This is a genomic window from Pseudomonas sp. 1L-E-NC-VB-C3, assembly GCF_057291535.1.
The window spans coordinates 38,442-58,996 of the sequence record NZ_JBXAWD010000003.1; the positions used below are offsets into that span (position 1 = coordinate 38,442).

Below are 20,555 nucleotides of genomic sequence, written 5' to 3' on the forward strand. Positions count from 1 at the left end.
CATACAACAACGTGCCAAGGCCTAGCACCCGCTATCGCGGCACTGGCGCAAAACAAGCGAAGGACGTCGCGAACGAAAGGATAGACGCAGATTTCAGACGTTGAAGATGCGCAGCGAAAGCTGCGGCACTTGGTCGTCGGTAAACAGATGTGCAATGCCTTGGGCGTCAGTTCGTCGCTGACTGGGTATTCCATCGATCGTGGCGATGTAGGCCTGCGCGGGCAACGGCTGACCGGTCACGCTGTCGACCAGACGAAAGATTCGTGCGGTGCGGGTGGGCTGCTCGGGCGGGTTGTTCATCAGATCGAGCACGGCCTGGTGGAACACCGCTTCGGCGCCCTGCCAGTAGCCATAGTCGGCCTCGGCTTTGATCAGGCTCCATTCACCCTGTTCGATCTGCGCCAAAACTTCGCTGTCCAGATTGATCATCAAGCCTGCGCGTAGCTGGTCCAGCCCTTCGAGCGGTTGGCGCATGCTCAACAGACTGCTGACGTGCTCCAGCGCCTCTTCCACGCAACACACATGCTGGCGCTCGTGGTCGGTCAGGCTCAGCTCACGGACCAGCCTCATCGAAGTCCCTCGCCTTGCCACTCGTCCGAACCCATCGTCCGGCTGATTTCGTGGCGCCAGTAGATGCGCCGGTAGCTGAAGTGGACTTTCTCCAGTTGCGTAAGGTGCGACGTGCCGCTGTCGAGACAGTGCGGCATCAATAGTTCGCTGCCGACGACCAACGCATCCTCCAGTTCCACCGTGTAGAAGTGCTCCTGCACGCCGCTGGCCGAAGTGCGATAAAACTCCACGCGGCATTCGCTCAGCAACTCGCCGCTGGACAGCGCCATATTCAGCAAGGGCGAAGCCTTGTCGAGGGTTTTGGTGATGATCAATGGCCTGTGCATCCGCCGCCCGGCGCCCTGATCCTTGGGTATGTACATGCCATGGCTGAGGGCCTGCACCATGATCTTGTCTTCGCGCCCGCTCTGGTAGGTATTGCCCACCGAGGCTTCAGTGAAAGCGCCGGCGGTGATCAGGCCCTGGCGGCTGCCGTGGATGGTCATGAAGGCTGGGATGGGCATGGGATAGCTCCTTTTTCGGGCAGGGGTGGGAGGAAGTGATGGGATTCGAGGCGGCGATCTTCGATTTCGTCGAAAGGAATCCACGGTTCGGCAACGTCGAGAGTGATGAGGTAGCGCTCCTGATCAAGATGTCTGGAATCTCTGAAGCGCCCTAAACTCAGCATTGCCTGATATTTGTCGCCGGCCTGCCAATAGGACACCCCCGAAAGCACTCCTTGTCTGACGTATGCGCGCCATTCGGGGGTGTCCGCGATTGTCGGGTCACCCTGCGTACCCATCGGTCTCCAGCCTTTTGCACACCACTGCCTCTGCAGATCGGTGACAACCTTCATGGCGTCGTCGATCAGCAAAGGCTCGATTTGCGGGGACATACTGATGTCAACGACCAGATTGTTGACGAACGTCACGGTGAAAAACCGAGCCAGCGGCGTCTCGAACCCGTACTGCGGATCAACGAAGCGCAGGCGCGCATCCGTCTTCGGAATTCCACCGGAAACAGTCTTGCTACCGCGCCCCCACATACTGAACGGAGCAGTCGAATGTGCCTCCATGTACTCGGAGGTTTCGCCGATCCTCAAGGCAATGACTGGATCGTTCCATAGCGGCTGCATCAATTGCCGCAAGGTGGCCAGCGCAACGACGGTACAAATCGCAAACCACACACACCGACGTCGGCCGATTTGAGCAAGGCGCAAGCTCATCAGCCCTCCTCCCTGAGCGCAATCTCGCGAATGGACTGCGCCAACAACGCTTTGTTGCTGTCGTTGAGCAACAGATCAAAACGACTTGCCGCCCGCAGCACAAACTTCATTCGCTGGTCGATATCGGACAAATCCGCCAGCGGGCTGCTATCAAAATCAATGGTGCGGCCATCATCGACACGCTGGCATTGGCTGGTCAGTGTCAGTTCGATGGCCTGAGCGACGCCGGAAGGAAAGTTGGTGACGTAAGAAAAATGATTGCCGCGCAAAAGCGCAACCAGGTGGCTGTTTTCGTAAATGGTCGGCTGGAGGATGTTTCGCTGCTCGTGCCACGCCAAATGCTCCACGCTTTCAGCAACGCTCCCCGCGTCTATAGCTTCAAAGGCCATCTCTATTTCAGGACGTACATATCCAAACTTGAGTGTTGCCTGGCCCACCGGCCAAAGCACCGGCCACTTCGCATGCCCTTGAATCTTCTCCCGGTCGCGAAGACATTTCTTCAACTCCGCCAATCCCCGCACCGCATAGAACTGATGCAACGGATAAACATCCAGAAACAGCGTGGTATTACCCATCGCCATCATTTCGTAGACATGCCGGAACTGTTGCTCGGCCACCGACAGCTCTTCACCTGGCACCCGGGCATCCATGACAGACAGCGGATTACGCGCCTGAGCCTGTTGATATTCACGCAGGTCTTCGGCCTGTCCCGGCATTTTTTCCGGCGTGAGCAATCCGGATTCGCGTCGGCTGTCTCGCAGCCGCTGCCGCGCTTCGTATTCCTCGCGGATGCGTTCGATATTCTGTGCCGCATGCAGCAAGCCACAGCCGACCTGCTTGGAGGCAAACGCCGCCAGGCCCGCCCATTGAAAACGTGAGTCGTGCAACCACAACCGGGCATAAGCCGCGTTGATCGCTCGGTTGCGCGCGACCGGATCGGCAATCAGCACGCCGTTCGGGGCGACAATTGCCTCGGCGGCGCGCTGATAGCGCCGCCAGAGGCATTGGCAGGTCAGCACTGGCACCTCTGTCACTTGCACCCGCTCGCCATACAACAACTCTTCGCCGCAGGCGCAGTCGTCGATGGGCGTGATGTTGTGATTGAGGCGCTGGGCATCACTGGCGAGTTCGGTGAAACATTGGCTCATGGCGGATGGACGGCAGCTAGGGGAATCCCTGAACCGTAACAGCCAACCGGGCCGGTGAAAGCGCGTAGAAGAAAAATCAGAAAGCGCTGTCAGACGCCGCCTATCAAGGCCGCTGAAATGTCGACAGCGCTGGCAGGATTGCTCGCTAAGCCCCAGCATGCGGGCACTTGGTCAAAATCAGAGGTAAAAACAAAACCACTCGGTCAGAAACTGAATCGTGTCGTCCAGCAGATTATTGACGTACGACACTCGTCTAAGGGAAAAGAGGTGCTAGCATAGAGCCACCAGTCGATCTCAGCATGCACCCTAACTAGTAGTCAGGATATGACCGAGCCAGAAGACCCCAGCCGTGAGCGTCTCAAGCACCACTTTGCCCAGCGGGTAATTCATCAGGCACGTCAGATTCTTGAGATATGGCAGCGCCTGCAACGCAGTGAGTGGTCCACCGTCGATCTTGCCGAACTGAGCGAGGCGAATCTGCGTCTGCTGCGTTTTGCCGAGCGCTTTGAACAGCCGGAACACACTCAGTTGGCGCACCACATCAGCCAGTCGCTGCAAGCGGTGGATGCCAACCGTGGGCGCCTCAGCAGCGGCCTGATCACTGATCTGAATCGGTTGATGCAGCGCCTGTCGCGTACCGGCCTGCGCCATGGTGATCAGCTCGACCAGACGTTCCTGCCGCCGCTGCGCAAGCCGATCTACGTAATGTTGCAGGATCACGACCGCGCCGAACGCCTGGCCAAGCAGCTCGAATTCTTTGGCCTCAGCGCACAGGCACTGGACAGTGTCGCGGCGTTTCGCTCGTCGATGGTCGAGCGCTTGCCCGCAGCGATTGTCATGGACGTGGATTTCAGTGGCCCCGGCATCGGCCTGAAACTCGCCGCCGAAGCTCAGGTCGGCCTCGAAGAACCGCTGCCGCTGCTGTTCTTCAGCCTGCACGAAACCGACACCCCGACCCGCCTAGCCGCCGTGCGCGCCGGTGGCCAGGAATTCCTCACCGGCACCCTTGAAGCCTCGAGCCTGCTGGAAAAAATCGAAGTGCTGACCTGCGTCGCCCAGTACGAGCCTTATAAAGTGCTGATCATCGACGACTCGCGCGCCCAGGCCCTGCACACCGAGCGTCTGCTCAACAGTGCCGGGATTGTCACCCGCACCCTGATCGAACCGATTCAGGCAATGGCCGAGCTGGCGGATTTCCAGCCGGACCTGATCATCCTCGACATGTACATGCCGGCCTGCACCGGCACCGAGCTGGCCAAAGTGATCCGTCACAATGACCGCTACGTCAGCGTGCCAATCATTTACCTGTCGGCCGAGGACGATCTGGACAAGCAGCTCGACGCCATGAGCGAGGGCGGCGATGACTTCCTGACCAAGCCGATCAAACCGCGGCACCTGATCACCACTGTGCGCAACCGCGCCGCTCGGGCGCGCAACCTCAAAGCACGGATGGTCCGCGACAGCCTCACCGGTCTGTACAACCACACGCATATTCTGCAATTGCTCGAAGACTGCTCGTTCCGCGCGCGCCGCGAAAACAAACCGCTGAGCTTTGCCATGCTCGACATCGATCACTTCAAGCGGGTCAACGACAGCCACGGCCACCCGATGGGCGACCGGGTGATCAAGAGCCTGGCGCTGTTTCTCAAGCAGCGGTTGCGCAAGACCGATTTCATTGGCCGATACGGCGGCGAAGAGTTCGCCATCGTCATGCCCGACACCGATATCGACGCGGCGCACAAAGTCCTCGACGAGATTCGCCAGCGCTTCGCCGAGATTCATTACCCGGCGCAGCCGCAGGACCTCTGGTGCACGTTCAGCGCCGGCGTAGTAGAAATGTGCGATGACTCCGACAGCCTGATGATGGCCAGCCAGGCCGATGAGGCGCTGTATCGCGCCAAGGGTGCAGGACGCAATCGGGTGCAGACCGCGCGCCAGTCAAAGCAAAGTGCCACTTTTTCATCGGAATCCACTGATTCGGTCATAACCTTGTAATAGAACCGCAATAAATTCAGGCGCTTACCATTCCTGCCGTTGGTAGCCGTCATGCGCCTGAAGTTGCTCACCAATCTCAACACTCTGCTGCTGGTCGCCGTCTGCGTGGCCCTTGGCGCCACGCTGTGGTGGTCGCAAAAAGCCCTCGAACGCCCCTATCTGTTGATGGAGCGTTACCTGGGGCTGTCGCAACAATTTCAGAATGAAGTGGCGCGCAACGTCGAGGATTATCTGGCCAGCGGTGACGCGCTGCGCCTGAGCAGCGCCGCCCAGGCTATCGACAGCGTGCAAAAGCAACTGGGTAACTTGCCCCCGGCGCTGGCCGACACCGTACGGCCAAGCCTGTCGAGCCTCGATGAATTCAGCAAAACCGACCTGCTCGCCGCCGGCAAACTGGCTGGCGATCCGCAGGCGCTGCTGTTGCAGGCCGAACGCGAACTCAGCGCCAGCCTCGACCAGCTCAATACCTACGCCAATGGCAACGCCGCCTACCTCGCGCCACTGCTTGCCGCATCGCAGCATCTGGGCAGACTGTCGCTGGCGCGGGACAAACTGGTGAGCAGCGGGCGCAGTGAGCTGGCCGCCGATGTCGAGCGTGAAGTGAGCAACATGCGCGCCCAGGCCGAGGCCATCGATGCCCTGCCCTTGCTCGGTGTGGTCGCCAGCAACGAATCGAGCAGTGACGATTTCGCCGCGCTGATGGGCATCGAAAACACCGACAAAGCCGCCGCCGAAGATGCCGGTGTCGGCCTCAAACGCGAACTCAACAGCTTGCTCGGCCGCTATCCGGCGGAACTGGCGCGCACCCGCGAGCAGATCCAGAAACGCGCCGAGCTCAGCGCCGCGACCCACGAAAAAATCGCCAGCGTGCAACACGCCATCGCCGGCCTCGAACCGGTGGTACGCGCGCAACATGGGCAGATCCAGGGCGAAGTGCGCCTGATGCAAGGCGTGATGATCGGCCTGATTCTGCTGATCGCCCTGCTCATCGATACCTTGCAGCGGCGCCTGGCCCGCACCCTGACCAACCTCGCCCCGGCATTGTCGACGTGGGCCGAGGGCGATTTCAGTCGCGACATCCAACTGGGCAAGACCAATCGAGAACTGCACGACATCGAAGCCTCGCTCAACCGCTTGCGCGCCTATCTGGTGGATCTGGTCGGCACCATTCGCGGCAACGCCGAGCAGGTCGCGGGCAGCAGCCGCACCCTCGCCGAACTGAGCAATGACCTGCACAGCGGCGCCGAACATCAGGCCGGCGATACTGCGCTGATTCGCGATTCGCTGGGAGAACTCGAGGCGACCATTCAGCAAGTGGCCGGCGATGCTCGTCAGGCTGCCGACGCCAGTCGTCATGCCGGTCTCGCCGTCGAGCATGGGCAGGCTGTAATCGGCCAGAGCCTGACCGGACTGCATGCGCTGGTCGGTGAGGTTCAAGGCAATGCGCAGATGATCGAACATCTGGCAGAAGAATCAGCAACGATCGGCGGCGTGCTGACAGTGATTCGTTCGATTGCTGACCAGACCAATCTGCTCGCCCTGAACGCCGCGATCGAGGCGGCCCGCGCTGGAGAGATGGGCCGTGGTTTTGCCGTGGTCGCCGAGGAAGTGCGCTCGCTGGCACAACGCACCGCCGGGGCCACGGCGGAAATCCAGACACTGATCGCCGGCCTGCAGACCGCCGCGCGGCAATCGGTCGAAGGCATGCGCGCGCAGGTCGAACACGCCGAAGCCACGGCCAGTCAGGCGCAAGCGGCCGACGGTGCACTGGACAAAATCGTCGGCGCGATCCAGACCATCGCCGACACCGCCGTGCGCATCGCCGATGTCACCGCGCAGCAAAGTGGCGCGGTCAGCGAAATCCGCGATCACAGCGAGCGCATTCATCAATTGGGTGGGGATAACCTGCTGCGCATCGGCCAGGGCCGCGAACAGGGCGAGAACCTGTTGGTCCTCGGCGGCCAATTGCATACGGCCGTTCAAGCCTTTCGCGTCTGACACACCGCCTTCGCGAGCAGGCTCTCCCACATTGGAATGCATACCCCTGTGGGAGCGAGCCTGCTCGCGAAGAGGCTCTTGCCGACACCACGAATGACCGGATCAGCTCACTCGGTCACAAATTTCGCGCAAACATCGCCCATCGTGCCGCCTATTGCATGGAACTGGACAGTCACAAAGGCTTTGCGGCATAGTCGCCGGGTTCTGACGACTGCACATTGATAACAAGGACAACGCAGATGGCGACGCTACTGGTGCTGCACGGCCCCAACCTGAACCTGCTCGGCACCCGGGAACCGGGGACCTACGGGTCGACGACCCTGGCGCAGATCAATCAGGATCTGGAGCGGCGCGCCCGTGAAGCCGGCCATCATCTGCTGCACCTGCAAAGCAACGCCGAGTACGAATTGATCGATCGCATCCACGCTGCACGCGGTGAAGGCGTGGACTTCATTCTGATCAATCCGGCGGCTTTTACGCACACAAGTGTCGCATTACGTGACGCGCTGCTGGGAGTGAGCATCCCATTCATCGAAGTGCATTTGTCCAACGTGCACAAGCGCGAACCTTTCCGCCATCACTCCTACTTCTCCGATGTAGCGGTAGGAGTGATCTGCGGCCTTGGCGCCAGCGGTTACCGACTGGCCCTGGAGGCCGCACTAGAGCAGCTTGAACACCAAGCTATACGCCCCTGACCGACCCTTGGGAGTTGATGATTCATGGATATCCGTAAAGTTAAGAAACTGATCGAATTGCTGGAAGAGTCCGGCATCGACGAGCTCGAGATCAAGGAAGGCGAAGAGTCCGTACGCATCAGCCGCCACAGCAAGACCCCGGCGCAGCAGTACTACGCGCCAGCCCCGATGCAGGCTCCGGCCGCTGCCCCTGCTGCCGCGCCAGTCGCTGCCGCTGCTCCGGCTGCCGCTGCTGCACCCGCGCTGAACGGCACCGTCGCCCGTTCGCCGATGGTCGGCACCTTCTACCGTAAATCTTCGCCAACCTCGCCTGCCTTCGTTGAAGTCGGCCAGACCGTGAAGAAAGGCGACACCCTGTGCATCGTCGAAGCCATGAAGATGATGAACCACATCGAAGCTGAAACCAGCGGTGTGATCGAATCCATCCTCGTCGAAGACGGCCAGCCGGTTGAGTACGACCAACCGCTGTTCACCATCGTTTGAACCGCGGAGAGCCTTTGATGACTGCGAAGTTGGAAAAAGTTCTGATCGCTAACCGCGGTGAGATCGCCCTGCGGATTCTGCGTGCCTGCAAAGAGATGGGCATCAAGACCGTCGCCGTTTACTCCAAGGCCGACAAAGAGCTGATGCACCTGGGTCTGGCAGACGAATCCGTCTGCATCGGCCCGGCGTCCGCCGCTCAGTCTTACCTGCACATTCCGGCCATCATCGCTGCCGCTGAAGTGACCGGCGCTACCGCCATTCACCCAGGCTACGGTTTCCTCGCGGAAAACGCCGATTTTGCCGAGCAGGTCGAGAACTCCGGCTTCGCCTTCATCGGCCCGAAAGCCGACACCATCCGCCTGATGGGCGACAAGGTATCGGCCAAGCACGCGATGATCGAAGCCGGCGTACCGACCGTTCCTGGCTCTGACGGCCCGCTGCCGGAAGACGAAGAAACGGCGCTGCGCATCGGTCGTGAAGTCGGCTACCCGGTGATCATCAAGGCCGCCGGTGGCGGTGGTGGTCGCGGCATGCGTGTGGTGCACAAGGAAGAAGACCTGATCGCCTCGGCAAAACTGACCCGCTCCGAAGCAGGCGCGGCGTTCGGCAACCCGATGGTCTATCTGGAAAAATTCCTCACCAACCCGCGCCACGTCGAAGTGCAGGTACTGTCCGACGGCCAGGGCCACGCCATCCACCTGGGCGACCGCGACTGCTCGCTGCAGCGTCGTCACCAGAAGGTTCTCGAAGAAGCACCGGCACCGGGCATCGACGAGAAAGCGCGCCAGGAAGTATTGGCTCGCTGCGTCAAGGCGTGCATCGACATCGGCTACCGTGGCGCCGGTACTTTCGAGTTCCTCTACGAGAACGGTCGTTTCTACTTCATCGAAATGAACACCCGTGTTCAGGTGGAGCACCCGGTTTCGGAGATGGTCACCGGTATCGACATCGTCAAGGAGATGCTCAGCATCGCCGCTGGCAACAAGCTGTCGTTCACTCAGGATGACGTGGTCATCCGCGGTCACTCGCTGGAGTGCCGGATCAACGCTGAAGATCCGAAGACCTTCATGCCGAGCCCGGGCACGGTCAAGCATTTCCACGCCCCAGGCGGCAACGGCGTTCGCGTCGATTCGCACCTGTACAGCGGTTATGCCGTGCCACCGAACTACGACTCGCTGATCGGCAAGCTGATCACTTACGGCGCAACCCGCGACGAAGCCATGGCACGCATGCGCAATGCCCTGGACGAAATCGTGGTCGACGGGATCAAGACCAACATCCCGCTGCACCGTGATCTGGTTCGTGACGAAGGCTTCTGCAAGGGCGGTGTGAACATTCACTACCTCGAGCACAAGCTGGCCAAACAGTCGTAAGGCTGAAGCGGCATGAAAAACCCGATCCCTGCGGATCGGGTTTTTTTATGCCTGCAACAAACCCATCAGACCATCACTGTGGAGAAGGCCTGCTGCTCGACCATTGCGGCAGATGCCCCCAGGCCAGCCTCATCGACCACCGCTCCTGCTGCGTTTTCATGTAACGGTCTGCGGGTGAACCGCCTCGTAAAGTTTCGGGCACGTATCGAGAGCCCGTCCGTGGCATAGCTCGATCTGGCGATAAGCGGGTTGTACAGCCTGCCAATCTGACCAGAGGAATGCTTGAACACTCTCGAGACTCCATTGTTCAGATTCAGCACCACGCCATAGCTGTTGCCCAGGCACGACGAGTATGACCAGTAATCCCATGTCGGCTGCAGGCCCTGTTCGCGCAACACGCGCCTGACCGGACCGCCGATGTCGGCGCCCGCCGACAGCCAGTCGCCACCCACCAGCGTGGCGCGAATGTTCTGCGGTGTTCCCCCCAGACGCTCCAGCACCTGCGTGACACTTCGCTCGATCAACGGGCGAATATTGTGATCAAAATGAATGACCGCCCCCACTCTTGTCGTCGGGTTATACAGCGAGGCGATGACGCAACTCTGCGCATTCAACGAAAACAGGTAGTTATCCTGCGATCCGGGACGGAAAGCCGCCACCACGGCTTCGCCCTGCAGCGCGCCGCGGTTCAGCACGGGCTCGACACCTCCAGGAAAAGCATCATTCAAATTGTTCACGCGCCCAAGGTTGCGCACGTCGCCTCCTGTGAGTCCGACCCTGGCATGTGTCCACTTGCCCCCCGGAGCAAGCTGAATCGGTTGCTGATAGATGGCGGTCGGGCGACGGGCATCGACCAGGCTCAGGCCACCGAAATGCGGATTTTCCCTGACCAGAAAATACTTGCCTCTGTTGCGAATGTAATAGGCCGGTTGCGGCTGTGCAGCGCTGGGCGGGCTGCGCCAGGTGCCGAAAAAGACGCCTTCTTCGCTCACCCTTTGCAAATGTTCGGGCGTCTTGCTGACGGCCTGCCTGGCATGAAAGCGTACCTCCCGGATCGCCGGCAGCGCGTCCCTGCGTAGCGGAGCCACGGTATTCAGACGCTCTGACAACAACGAGACCGGCCTCATCGTGTGCTTCAGACTTCTGGCCGCACCGCCCAGCCACTTGATCGCACTGCCTGCGCCGACCATGGCAAACAGCGCCCCCCACGACGCCTCCAGCCAGTGACCGAGAGCGCCATCGATGTCGCCCTCCAGATGCGCAGCGACCGCCTGACCAGCGCTGACGGCAATGAACACGACATCGAGCAGCAAGGCAAACGGAGGGAACACCATGCAAAACGGTGCGGCTGCAAACATCAGCCCCTTGACCACTTGGCGTTCGATCATTTGCGCGCGGCTGGTGGTGATGTCCTGCACATCCGTGACCGCGCGCTCGATGTACGCGTTGAACTCGCTGCGCGCGTCAATCAGGCGCTGCGCTTCGTGCAGCGTATCGACGCGTTGTTTTTTGGCCGCAATCGCATACAGGGTGCGCGACACGATGCTGCGCGCAGCAACCGGCGTACGCGCCATCAAGTAGTCATGCAAAGCGCCGGCGATGTCGCCGAACAGTGACTGATACGCACGCACCACAATTCCGTCGGGGGCATCAGGCGTGTACAGCCACCAGGACGGCTCGGGGTCGAACGAGGTCAGCACATACACCCCGAGCACGACGTGATGGCGCACGGTGAACCTGAACACGCCGTCACTTTCAACCATGCTGGCGCCCGGAAAATGCGTACCCGGTGCTGGCACCTCGCTCAACAGAGAGACCTGACGGACCAGTGCCGAATACACCGCGTCGCTCAATCGCGCCTGACTTCTGGCAACGCGTAAATCCCGGTCCATCTTTGACAGCAGCACGTTGCGGTAGGCAAAGCGACGCGGTTCGTAGGCAGCATCACGCGGGTCGAGATATTTGCCACGGATCTCGCTGGCGTATTTTTCACCCAGCCACGCCCGGCGCAGATACAGCGCCAGATCGGCGCTGCGCACCTGGCTCAGATCCTGGCCAACCGACGATCGCACGCCTTTTTTCGGATGTTCGATGCCGGAGTTGTCATCGTAGCCGTGAATGGCCAGGTCGAGCAGCGTGGCAACCTGCTGCTTCCTGCGGTCGGCGACACCGGGGTTGTAATCGATCAACACGGTGGCCGGATCGACCGGTTCCAGCACGTTCTTGCTGCGCATATAGGGCGTGATCGCTGCGGCAACCGAGCGCCTGGCGAAATCGACAAAAACCTCGAAACCGCCCAGCAGCTCGTTGAACACCTGCTGATGAACGATCAGTTCCTGATTCAGACTGCTGATGCGCCGGCGAGCCTCGAGCGCGAGCGTCGTGTACCAGCGCAGCGAGTTGTCCTGCTCGACCCGCTGCAGGTTGTTTGCCAGGGCCATTTTTGCAGCGGCTTCGACGCACTCGTCGAACGGCAAGGGCGTTCGTCGAAGGTCACTCTGCATGCCCCAGAGAGCAGGACTGGCCGCCGCAGCCACAAGATAATCACGTGCCGGGTGATGTGCCGTCGGCGAAAGCTGCTGCAACAGATACTCGCGACCGGATTCGCTCTGCGTCCAGCTCCATACTTCGCCGGTCAACGCCGCAATCGAAGGCAACCGGACCCACTCCTGACCGTCGGGTTTGTTGGGCGCGTACAGCACCAGGTTATTCACCGCTTGCTCAGTCTCTGCCTGGTAGAACACCAGAAGATCGGCGCATTGCATGCCGTTGGGCAGCTTCAATGCGGCCACTTGCAACGGTTTCATTGCCGCTTGCCCAGACCACATCTGCTCCAGACGCTCATGGTCGGAATCCGCCAGATGAGCTGCGCAGCGCGCGACGAATGCGCTCTGCCTGAGCCGTACGGTGAACCAGTCGATGAGTGCCTTTTGCACGTCGGTGCGCTGGTACTGCTCGGCGAGGGCGCGCAGGTAGTCCGCCGGATAATCCTGTTCCGCCAGCATGTCGGCAATGAATGCCGGCTTGAGTGACTGGTTGCGCAATGGCGCAGGACTGGTGATCTCCAATACCGCTGCGAAGTCCTGACCGATCGGCCCGCATGCCAGCAGGTCACTGAGGCTGCGATTGTGGGTCGGCTCACCGACCGCCGAGCGCCATCTGAGCCGCACGTCGATCCGGTCTGGTTCAACCGCCATGTCGAGCTTGAGCTGAATGTATTCGATGGCCTGCTGGCGGGCAAAGTCGCGCAACGAGCCGTGGCCCTGCAGCAGGTCATCGAGAGCTGCCTGCGCCAGTGACGTCTGCTCCTGATAATCGCGCAACAAGGCGCGATCCGGCTCCTTCAGCGCCTTCATCCATGACGGCAGTTGCGCGAAGGAATGCGCCTCGAGAATCTTTTTCTCTGCGCCGGTTGCCAGGGCGGTCAATCGGTACCGACGCGTGCTGCGAGCCTGAACCCGGTCAATTTTGCTGCGCAATTGATCCAGTGTCAGGCCCGCCAGTTGGTCACGGCGCAACAGCAACTCGATGTCCTTGATATAGCGCCGCAGCTTGCGCTTGATCAGGCGATCAAACAGCGCTTCCTGCCCTTTTGTCGCCCAATGTTCTCGCAGGTATTTTTTGTACTGGTCGAGGAAGTGCAGCGAAACGCTATCCACCGTCCGGATCACATGCTCATGACGGCTGGACGGTAAACCGGTGTCAGCGCCCCCAGGCCAGCGAAATGGCGCGTCCTGGAGCGCCAGGAACATGACTGGCCGGCCGTCGATAAGCTTTTGCAGAATGGCGTCAAGCAGCGCAACTACAAAGCCCGGGGCGAAATGGCCGTCCGGGTAATGCCTGCGCAGTTCAGTCAAAGCGAAATGCTCCAGCGCCTCGAGCAACGTCATCTGGCCGTTCAAGCGCTTGTCGATCATCACCTGCCAGCGCTTGATGCGCAGCAGGATCTCCTGCACCGACCCCGTAGACGCAGCGGCTATCGGTGGTTTTTCTTCTGCAGTCCCTTGTTGATCCGCCATGTCGTCCAGCCTTTTGTTGCGTAGAGATGAGCGCTCACTCTATTTGCCGACAAAAGTGCTCAGGCCATACATATGTATATCGCGGCCGCGAATGTGTAACAGCCAAGCGGTGTGTCCACTTTGCCGGCGACCTGGCGTAAACTGCGCGCTTTTGCAGCTTCGGGCTGCCCCACAGATTTTCAAAGGTGCCCGCCATGCCTTGGCTGCAAGTCCGTCTCGCCATCACCCCGGAACAAGCCGAAACCTACGAGGACGCATTCCTCGAAGTCGGCGCCGTGTCGGTGACTTTCATGGACGCCGAAGACCAGCCGATCTTCGAACCGGAACTCAACACCACGCCGCTGTGGTCGCACACCCACTTGCTGGCGCTGTTCGAAGGCGGTACCGAACCGGAACCGGTCCTCGCCCATCTGGAATTGCTGACCGGCAGCCCGTTGCCCGAACATCACAGCGAAGTGATCGAAGATCAGGACTGGGAACGCAGCTGGATGGACGGTTTCGAGCCGATGCGTTTCGGCCAGCGCCTGTGGATCGTGCCGAGCTGGCACGCCGCGCCCGAGCCTGACGCGGTCAACCTGCTGCTGGACCCGGGCCTGGCGTTCGGCACCGGCACCCACCCGACCACCGCACTGTGCCTGGAATGGCTCGACGGTCAGGATCTGAAAGGCTGTCACGTACTCGACTTCGGCTGTGGCTCGGGGATTCTGGCGATTGCCGCCCTGTTGCTCGGCGCCAAGGAAGCTGTGGGCACCGACATCGACGTACAGGCACTGGAAGCCTCGCGCGACAACGCTGGGCGCAACAACATTGCCGATGAGCTGTTCCCGCTGTACCTGCCCGAAGATCTGCCGCAGGTTCAGGCCGACGTGCTGGTCGCCAACATTCTCGCCGGCCCGCTGGTGTCGCTGGCGCCGCAGCTGTCCAGCCTGGTCAAGAGCGGTGGGCGCCTGGCGCTGTCGGGCATCCTCGCCGAGCAGGGCGAAGAAGTAGCGGCAGCTTATGCGCAGGACTTCGAACTCGACCCGATCGCCAATCGCGATGGCTGGGTGCGCATCACCGGGCGTCGGCGCTAAAATGACCGCTTGCCTGAACCGGATCGCCGCATGACCGACAGTTTCGTCACCCAATGCCCGCATTGCCAGACCAGTTTCCGCGTCAACCATGCTCAATTGAGCGTGGCGCGCGGGGTGGTTCGTTGCGGCTCCTGCCTGCAAGTGTTCAATGCCGCCAAGCAGCTGCTCGAGCAACATTCCGGCAAGGACACGGTGACGCCGCTCGCACCAGCGCTGCCTGAAGCGCCCGCGCCTGTCAGCGATTCTGCGGTCGTCGAACAGATCCCCGCACCGCGCGCCATCAGCCAGAAGCAATGGAGCGCGTCGGAACTGGATCTGGACAGCCTCGATCTGGACGAAGAACTCGCCCGCCTCGAACAGCGCGAAATCCAGCCGGCCGCCGAATTCGGCCGTACCCGCGAAGAATCCTTGAGCGCCCGACGCGACAGCCCGGAGCCGGACGAAGGCACATGGCCCGACAGCCTGTTCAGCGAGCCTGCGGATGAGCGCAGCGTAGCGCCGGATATCGAGCCGGATATCGACGGCATCGAAACCCTCGAACCCGAGCGCACCGAACCTTCGCTGTCGCTGGAGCCGGTGGATCTGGATGACGAGCCGCCGATTCCGCAATTGCGCCTGCATGACCCGATCGACCCCAACGCCCGCCGCGAACGACTGTCGGCTAGCGACGACAACGATGACGACGATCTGCCATTGATCACTTCGCCGCGCAAAAAACGCGAACGGGCCGAGCCCGGGGTGCGCGCCGAGGTCCTGCAGGATCTGACCGACGACCCGCTGCAACTGGACTGGCAGCAGCGCCGCTCGCCCTGGGGCCGGCGCCTGCTCTGGCTGGTGCTGGTGGTGTTGGCGGCCGGCGGCCTTGCCGCCCAGTACATCGCCTATCACTTCGAGGAACTGGCGCGGCAGGATCAATATCGACCGTGGTTCCAGCAGATCTGCCCGCAGATCGGCTGCACCGTGCCGTCGAAAGTCGATATCGGCAAAATCAAGAGCAGCAACCTGGTGGTGCGCAGCCATCCCGATTTCAGCGGGGCGCTGGTGGTCGACGCGATCATTTACAACCGGGCGACCTTTTCCCAGCCGTTTCCCTTGCTCGAACTGCGTTTTGCCGACCTCAACGGTCACCTGATCGCCAGTCGTCGCTTCAAACCCGGCGAGTATCTGAGCGGCGATCTCGAAGGCCTCGCGGAAATGCCGCCGCAGACGCCGATCCACATCGCCCTGGATATTCTCGATCCGGGGCCGAAAGCGGTGAATTACAGCCTGAACTTCCACTCACCGGAGTGAACCGCTTCAGCGTTTCTCGATTGACGGCATTTTTCTGACTGGATCGCGGCCAACCAAACCGTTGGCGATAACAGAATAACTGTTCAGATTTTGTTCAATTCAGCCTTTAACCAGTCATCGAGAGCGGGTATCATGCCCACCCTTTTTCGAACTCTCATGATCCGGCCCCACTTCAGGGAAGTCCTATGTCGGCGGTACGCATCGGCCCATATACATTGCAGAACGGTTTGATTCTCGCCCCGATGGCGGGCGTCACCGACCAGCCCTTTCGTCAGCTGTGCAAGCGTCTGGGCGCAGGGCTTGTAGTCTCGGAAATGGTCACCAGTGACATGAGCCTGTGGAATACCCGCAAGTCGCGCATGCGCATGATCCACGAAGGCGATCCCGAGCCGCGCTCGGTGCAGATTGCCGGTGGCGACGCGCAGATGCTGGCCGATGCGGCACGGGCCAACGTCGAACTGGGCGCACAGATTATCGATATCAACATGGGTTGCCCGGCAAAGAAGGTCTGCAACAAGGCCGCCGGCTCCGCGTTGCTGAAAGACGAAGCACTGGTGACCGAGATCCTGCAGGCCGTAGTGGCCGCGGTTGATGTGCCGGTCACCCTGAAGATCCGCACCGGCTGGGATCGCGAAAACAAGAACGGTCTGAACGTGGCGAAGATCGCCGAACAGGCCGGGATCACAGCGCTGGCCGTGCATGGCCGCACCCGCGCCGATCTGTACACAGGGGAAGCCGAGTACGACACGATTGCCGCGATCAAGCAGGCCGTGTCGATCCCGGTGTTTGCCAACGGCGATATCGATTCGCCGGAAAAGGCCCGATACGTGCTTGATGCGACCGGTGCCGATGGCCTGCTGATAGGCCGGGCCGCTCAAGGGCGGCCATGGATTTTTCGCGAGATCGATCATTTCCTGCGTACCGGCGAGAAATTGCCGGCGCCGGAACTGAGCGAAGTGGAACGCATCCTGCTGGAGCATCTGGCTGCCCTTCACGCCTTTTATGGTGACGTGATGGGCGTGCGCATTGCCCGCAAGCATGTGGGCTGGTATCTCGCAACCTTGCCGGGCGCCAGGGAGTTTCGCGCCCGTTTCAATCGTTTGGATGGTACGGAAACACAATGCGCCGACGTTCGGGAGTTCTTCGCCGAGCGTTACAAGAGCCTGACAGGGGACGAAGAAGGGGTGGCCGCATGACGATGATGACCGAGACTTTAGTGAGTGGAACAACACCCGTGAGCGACAACGTGAATTTGAAACAGCACCTCAACACGCCGAGCGAAGAAGGCCAGACCCTTCGCGGGAGTGTCGAGAAGGCGCTGCACAATTATTTCGCCCACCTTGAGGGCGCGTCCGTCACGGATGTGTACAACCTGGTGCTGTCCGAAGTCGAGGCGCCCCTGCTCGAAAGCGTGATGAACTACGTCAAGGGCAACCAGACCAAGGCCAGTGAGCTGCTGGGACTGAACCGCGGCACGCTGCGCAAGAAACTCAAGCAGTACGATCTGCTGTAAGCATTCAATCAAACCAGAAAGGCGCCCGCGTAAAAAACGGTCGCCTTTTTTGCTGACTTCCTTTGCTTTTGATGGAAATTGAGATGACCGACCAGACTACCCGCCTGCCGATCCGCCGCGCCTTGATCAGCGTTTCCGACAAGACCGGGATCCTCGAATTCGCCAAGGAGCTCGAAGCTCTGGGCGTCGAGATCCTCTCCACCGGCGGAACGTTCAAGCTGCTGCGTGACAACGGCGTTGCCGCAGTGGAAGTCGCGGACTACACCGGTTTCGCCGAGATGATGGACGGTCGGGTGAAAACCCTGCACCCGAAAATCCACGGCGGCATCCTCGGTCGTCGCGGTACTGACGACGCGATCATGAACGAGCACGGCATCAAGCCGATCGATCTGGTAGCGGTCAACCTGTACCCGTTCGAAGCGACCATCAACAAGCCAGGCTGCGACCTGCCGACCGCCATCGAGAACATCGACATCGGCGGGCCGACCATGGTCCGTTCGGCAGCGAAAAACCACAAAGACGTGGCCATCGTGGTGAATGCCAGCGATTACGCCAACGTTCTGGAAAATCTCAAGGCCGGCGGCCTGACCTACGCTCAGCGTTTCGACCTGATGCTCAAGGCCTTCGAACATACCGCCGCCTACGACGGCATGATCGCCAACTACATGGGCACCGTGAACCAGGCCGCTGAAACCCTGAGCACTGAAGGTCGCAGCGAATTCCCGCGCACGTTCAACAGCCAGTTCATCAAGGCTCAGGAAATGCGCTACGGCGAGAACCCGCACCAGAGCGCGGCGTTCTACGTGGAAGCCAGGCCGGCCGAAGTCGGCATCGCCACCGCCACCCAGTTGCAAGGCAAGGAACTGTCGTACAACAACGTCGCTGACACCGATGCCGCGCTGGAATGCGTGAAGAGCTTCGTCAAGCCAGCCTGCGTGATCGTCAAGCACGCCAACCCGTGCGGCGTGGCGGTCAGCCCGGATGCCGAAGGCGGCATCCGCCAAGCTTACGAACTGGCCTACGCCACCGACACCGAGTCGGCGTTCGGCGGCATCATCGCCTTCAACCGTGAACTGGATGCCGAGACCGCCAAAGCGATCGTCGAGCGCCAGTTCGTTGAAGTGATCATCGCCCCATCGGTCAGCGAAGAAGCCCGCGCCATCGTCGCGGCCAAAGCCAACGTACGCCTGCTGGCCTGCGGCGAGTGGTCGGCTGAGCGCGCCGCTGCCTGGGATTACAAGCGCGTCAACGGTGGCCTGCTGGTGCAGAGCCGTGATATCGGCATGATCAGCGCCGATGACCTGAAAGTGGTGACCAAACGCGCGCCGACCGAACAGGAAATCCACGATCTGATCTTCGCTTGGAAAGTCGCCAAATACGTCAAATCCAACGCCATCGTCTACGCCAAGAACCGCCAGACCATCGGTGTCGGCGCCGGCCAGATGAGCCGCGTCAACTCGGCACGCATCGCCGCGATCAAGGCTGAGCACGCCGGTTTGCAGGTGGCCGGTTCGGTCATGGCGTCCGACGCGTTTTTCCCGTTCCGCGACGGTCTGGACAATGCGGCCAAGGTCGGCATCACTGCGGTGATCCAGCCGGGCGGTTCGATGCGTGATGCTGAAGTGATTGCCGCTGCCGACGAAGCCGGCATCGCGATGGTATTCACCGGCATGCGCCACTTCCGTCACTGATTATTTTGCTTGATCGTACCCACGCTCTGCGTGGGTACGCAGCCCGGGACGCTCCGCGTCCCTCGGACGCGGAGCGTCCGTAGAGGCATTCCCACGCGGAGCGTGGGAACGATCAGCCCCCACAGAATTAGCGTCATCCGAGGTTTTTGAAATGAATGTTTTGATCATTGGCAGCGGTGGCCGTGAACACGCTCTGGCCTGGAAAGTGGCTCAGGATCCGCGTGTGCAGAAGGTTTTCGTTGCACCGGGCAACGCTGGCACCGCCATTGAAGCCAAATGTGAAAACGTTGCCATCGACGTGTTGGCGCTGGAGCAACTGGCCGATTTCGCGGAAAAGAACGTTTCCCTGACCATCGTCGGCCCGGAAGTGCCGCTGGTGGCCGGCGTGGTCGATCTGTTCCGCTCCCGTGGCCTGGACTGCTTCGGTCCGACTGCCGGTGCTGCGCAACTGGAAGGCTCGAAAGCCTTCACCAAGGATTTCCTCGCCCGCCACAAGATCCCGACCGCCGATTACCAGAATTTCACCGAGATCGAGCCGGCCCTGGCTTATCTGCGTGAGAAAGGCGCGCCGATCGTGATCAAGGCCGATGGCCTGGCTGCCGGCAAAGGCGTGATCGTCGCCATGACCCTGGCCGAAGCCGAAGACGCCGTGCGTGACATGCTCGCTGGCAACTCGTTTGGCGACGCCGGTTCACGCGTGGTGATCGAAGAATTCCTCGACGGCGAAGAAGCTTCGTTCATCGTCATGGTCGACGGCAAGAACGTGCTGCCGATGGCCACCAGCCAGGATCACAAACGCGTCGGCGACGGCGACAGCGGCCCGAACACTGGCGGCATGGGTGCTTATTCCCCTGCCCCGGTGGTCACCGCCGACGTGCACCAGCGCGTGATGGATCAGGTGATCTGGCCGACCGTGCGCGGCATGGCCGAGGAAGGCAACGTCTACACTGGCTTCCTTTATGCCGGTCTGATGATCGACAAGGCCGGCAATCCGAAGGTTATCGAGTTCAACTGCCGCTTCGGCGATCCGGAAACCCAACCGGTGATGCTGCGTCTGCAATCGAGCCTGGTGCTGCTGGTTGAAGCCGCGTTGGCGCAGGCACTGGACAAAATTGAAGCACAGTGGGATCCGCGTCCGAGCGTTGGCATCGTTCTGGCTGCTGGCGGCTACCCGGGCGACTACGCCAAAGGCGCAGCGATCAACGGTCTGGACGCGGCGGCAGCTCTGGAAGGTAAAGTCTTCCACGCCGGCACCGCGTTGAAGGACGGTCAGGTCGTCACTGCCGGTGGTCGTGTACTGTGTGCCACTGCCATGGGCGCCACCGTGGGTGAAGCTCAGCAGCAGGCCTACAAACTTGCCTCGGCAATCGACTGGGAAGGCTGCTTCTACCGCAAGGACATCGGCTACCGCGCCATTGCCCGTGAACGCGGCGAAACCCAGGAGTAAGCGATCCATCAGGCCCGGCGCGGGATACCATTCCTCGCCGGGCTGTTCGGTCGTCG

At 61.0% G+C, this 20,555-nt stretch carries 15 protein-coding genes and 1 pseudogene; 11 read left to right on the top strand and 5 right to left on the bottom strand.

Annotated elements, in window-relative coordinates; genetic code table 11:
- Positions 1–93: 93 nt before the first annotated feature.
- Genes AC0Z5Z_RS05860 through AC0Z5Z_RS05875 form a run of 4 tightly spaced genes read right to left on the bottom strand, consistent with a single transcriptional unit; the run spans position 94 to position 2,922 of the window.
- Entirely contained in the window at positions 94–570 is a 477-nt protein-coding gene (locus AC0Z5Z_RS05860) for a hypothetical protein (protein WP_071174288.1), read from the bottom strand.
- Positions 567–1,073: an Hcp family type VI secretion system effector gene (locus AC0Z5Z_RS05865; protein ID WP_150638191.1), complete on the bottom strand. Its 507-nt coding sequence runs from the start codon at positions 1,071–1,073 to the stop codon at positions 567–569. The genes AC0Z5Z_RS05860 and AC0Z5Z_RS05865 overlap by 4 nt, the downstream gene beginning before the upstream one ends.
- Positions 1,052–1,774, bottom strand: a complete 723-nt coding sequence (locus AC0Z5Z_RS05870) for a hypothetical protein (protein ID WP_224789886.1) — start codon at positions 1,772–1,774, stop codon at positions 1,052–1,054. Before AC0Z5Z_RS05870 ends, AC0Z5Z_RS05865 begins: the two co-directional genes overlap by 22 nt.
- On the bottom strand, positions 1,774–2,922 hold the full coding sequence (locus tag AC0Z5Z_RS05875) for a DUF2515 family protein (RefSeq protein WP_150741798.1): 1,149 nt from the start codon (positions 2,920–2,922) through the stop codon (positions 1,774–1,776). Before AC0Z5Z_RS05875 ends, AC0Z5Z_RS05870 begins: the two co-directional genes overlap by 1 nt.
- A 324-nt stretch (positions 2,923–3,246) precedes the next feature.
- Between AC0Z5Z_RS05875 and gcbA the strand changes: the two genes are divergently transcribed.
- The 5 genes and pseudogenes from gcbA (at position 3,247) to accC (ending at position 9,466) form a co-directional block, all read left to right on the top strand.
- Positions 3,247–4,917: a diguanylate cyclase GcbA gene (gcbA, locus tag AC0Z5Z_RS05880; RefSeq protein WP_016771860.1), complete on the top strand. Its 1,671-nt coding sequence runs from the start codon at positions 3,247–3,249 to the stop codon at positions 4,915–4,917.
- 1,461 nt (positions 4,918–6,378) lie between these two features.
- Positions 6,379–6,915: pseudogene (locus AC0Z5Z_RS05885) on the top strand (methyl-accepting chemotaxis protein); the annotation flags it as partial.
- Positions 6,916–7,154: 239 nt separating this feature from the next.
- A complete protein-coding gene (aroQ, locus tag AC0Z5Z_RS05890; protein ID WP_016771861.1) occupies positions 7,155–7,610 on the top strand; it encodes a type II 3-dehydroquinate dehydratase in 456 nt (151 codons plus the stop codon).
- 24 nt (positions 7,611–7,634) lie between these two features.
- A complete protein-coding gene (gene accB, locus AC0Z5Z_RS05895; RefSeq protein WP_016771862.1) occupies positions 7,635–8,093 on the top strand; it encodes an acetyl-CoA carboxylase biotin carboxyl carrier protein in 459 nt (152 codons plus the stop codon).
- Between the two features lie 17 nt (positions 8,094–8,110).
- Positions 8,111–9,466 carry an acetyl-CoA carboxylase biotin carboxylase subunit gene (gene accC / locus AC0Z5Z_RS05900; protein WP_024011424.1) on the top strand — a complete coding sequence of 452 codons (1,356 nt, stop codon included), beginning with the start codon at positions 8,111–8,113 and terminating at the stop codon, positions 9,464–9,466.
- Between the two features lie 65 nt (positions 9,467–9,531).
- Here the strand turns inward: accC and AC0Z5Z_RS05905 are convergent, their stop codons facing one another.
- Positions 9,532–13,485 carry a type III effector 1 gene (locus AC0Z5Z_RS05905; protein WP_485610852.1) on the bottom strand — a complete coding sequence of 1,318 codons (3,954 nt, stop codon included), beginning with the start codon at positions 13,483–13,485 and terminating at the stop codon, positions 9,532–9,534.
- Between the two features lie 194 nt (positions 13,486–13,679).
- Between AC0Z5Z_RS05905 and prmA the strand changes: the two genes are divergently transcribed.
- The 6 genes from prmA to purD all read left to right on the top strand — a co-directional run bounded on the left by prmA (position 13,680) and on the right by purD (position 20,499).
- A complete protein-coding gene (gene prmA / locus AC0Z5Z_RS05910) occupies positions 13,680–14,558 on the top strand; it encodes a 50S ribosomal protein L11 methyltransferase (RefSeq protein ID WP_252879367.1) in 879 nt (292 codons plus the stop codon).
- Positions 14,559–14,588: 30 nt separating this feature from the next.
- Positions 14,589–15,848 (top strand): DUF3426 domain-containing protein, encoded by a 1,260-nt coding sequence (locus tag AC0Z5Z_RS05915; protein ID WP_095180915.1) that lies wholly within the window; start codon positions 14,589–14,591, stop codon positions 15,846–15,848.
- 185 nt (positions 15,849–16,033) lie between these two features.
- The gene (dusB, locus tag AC0Z5Z_RS05920; RefSeq protein ID WP_016771866.1) at positions 16,034–17,044 is read left to right on the top strand and encodes a tRNA dihydrouridine synthase DusB; all 1,011 of its coding nucleotides are present in this window, start codon (positions 16,034–16,036) and stop codon (positions 17,042–17,044) included.
- Entirely contained in the window at positions 17,041–17,361 is a 321-nt protein-coding gene (gene fis / locus AC0Z5Z_RS05925) for a DNA-binding transcriptional regulator Fis (protein WP_002555375.1), read from the top strand. The genes dusB and fis overlap by 4 nt, the downstream gene beginning before the upstream one ends.
- A gap of 83 nt (positions 17,362–17,444) precedes the next feature.
- Complete coding sequence (purH, locus tag AC0Z5Z_RS05930) at positions 17,445–19,052, top strand: bifunctional phosphoribosylaminoimidazolecarboxamide formyltransferase/IMP cyclohydrolase (protein ID WP_253498693.1); 1,608 nt, start codon at positions 17,445–17,447, stop codon at positions 19,050–19,052.
- A gap of 151 nt (positions 19,053–19,203) precedes the next feature.
- On the top strand, positions 19,204–20,499 hold the full coding sequence (gene purD / locus AC0Z5Z_RS05935) for a phosphoribosylamine--glycine ligase (RefSeq protein WP_095180918.1): 1,296 nt from the start codon (positions 19,204–19,206) through the stop codon (positions 20,497–20,499).
- Positions 20,500–20,555: the final 56 nt, after the last annotated feature.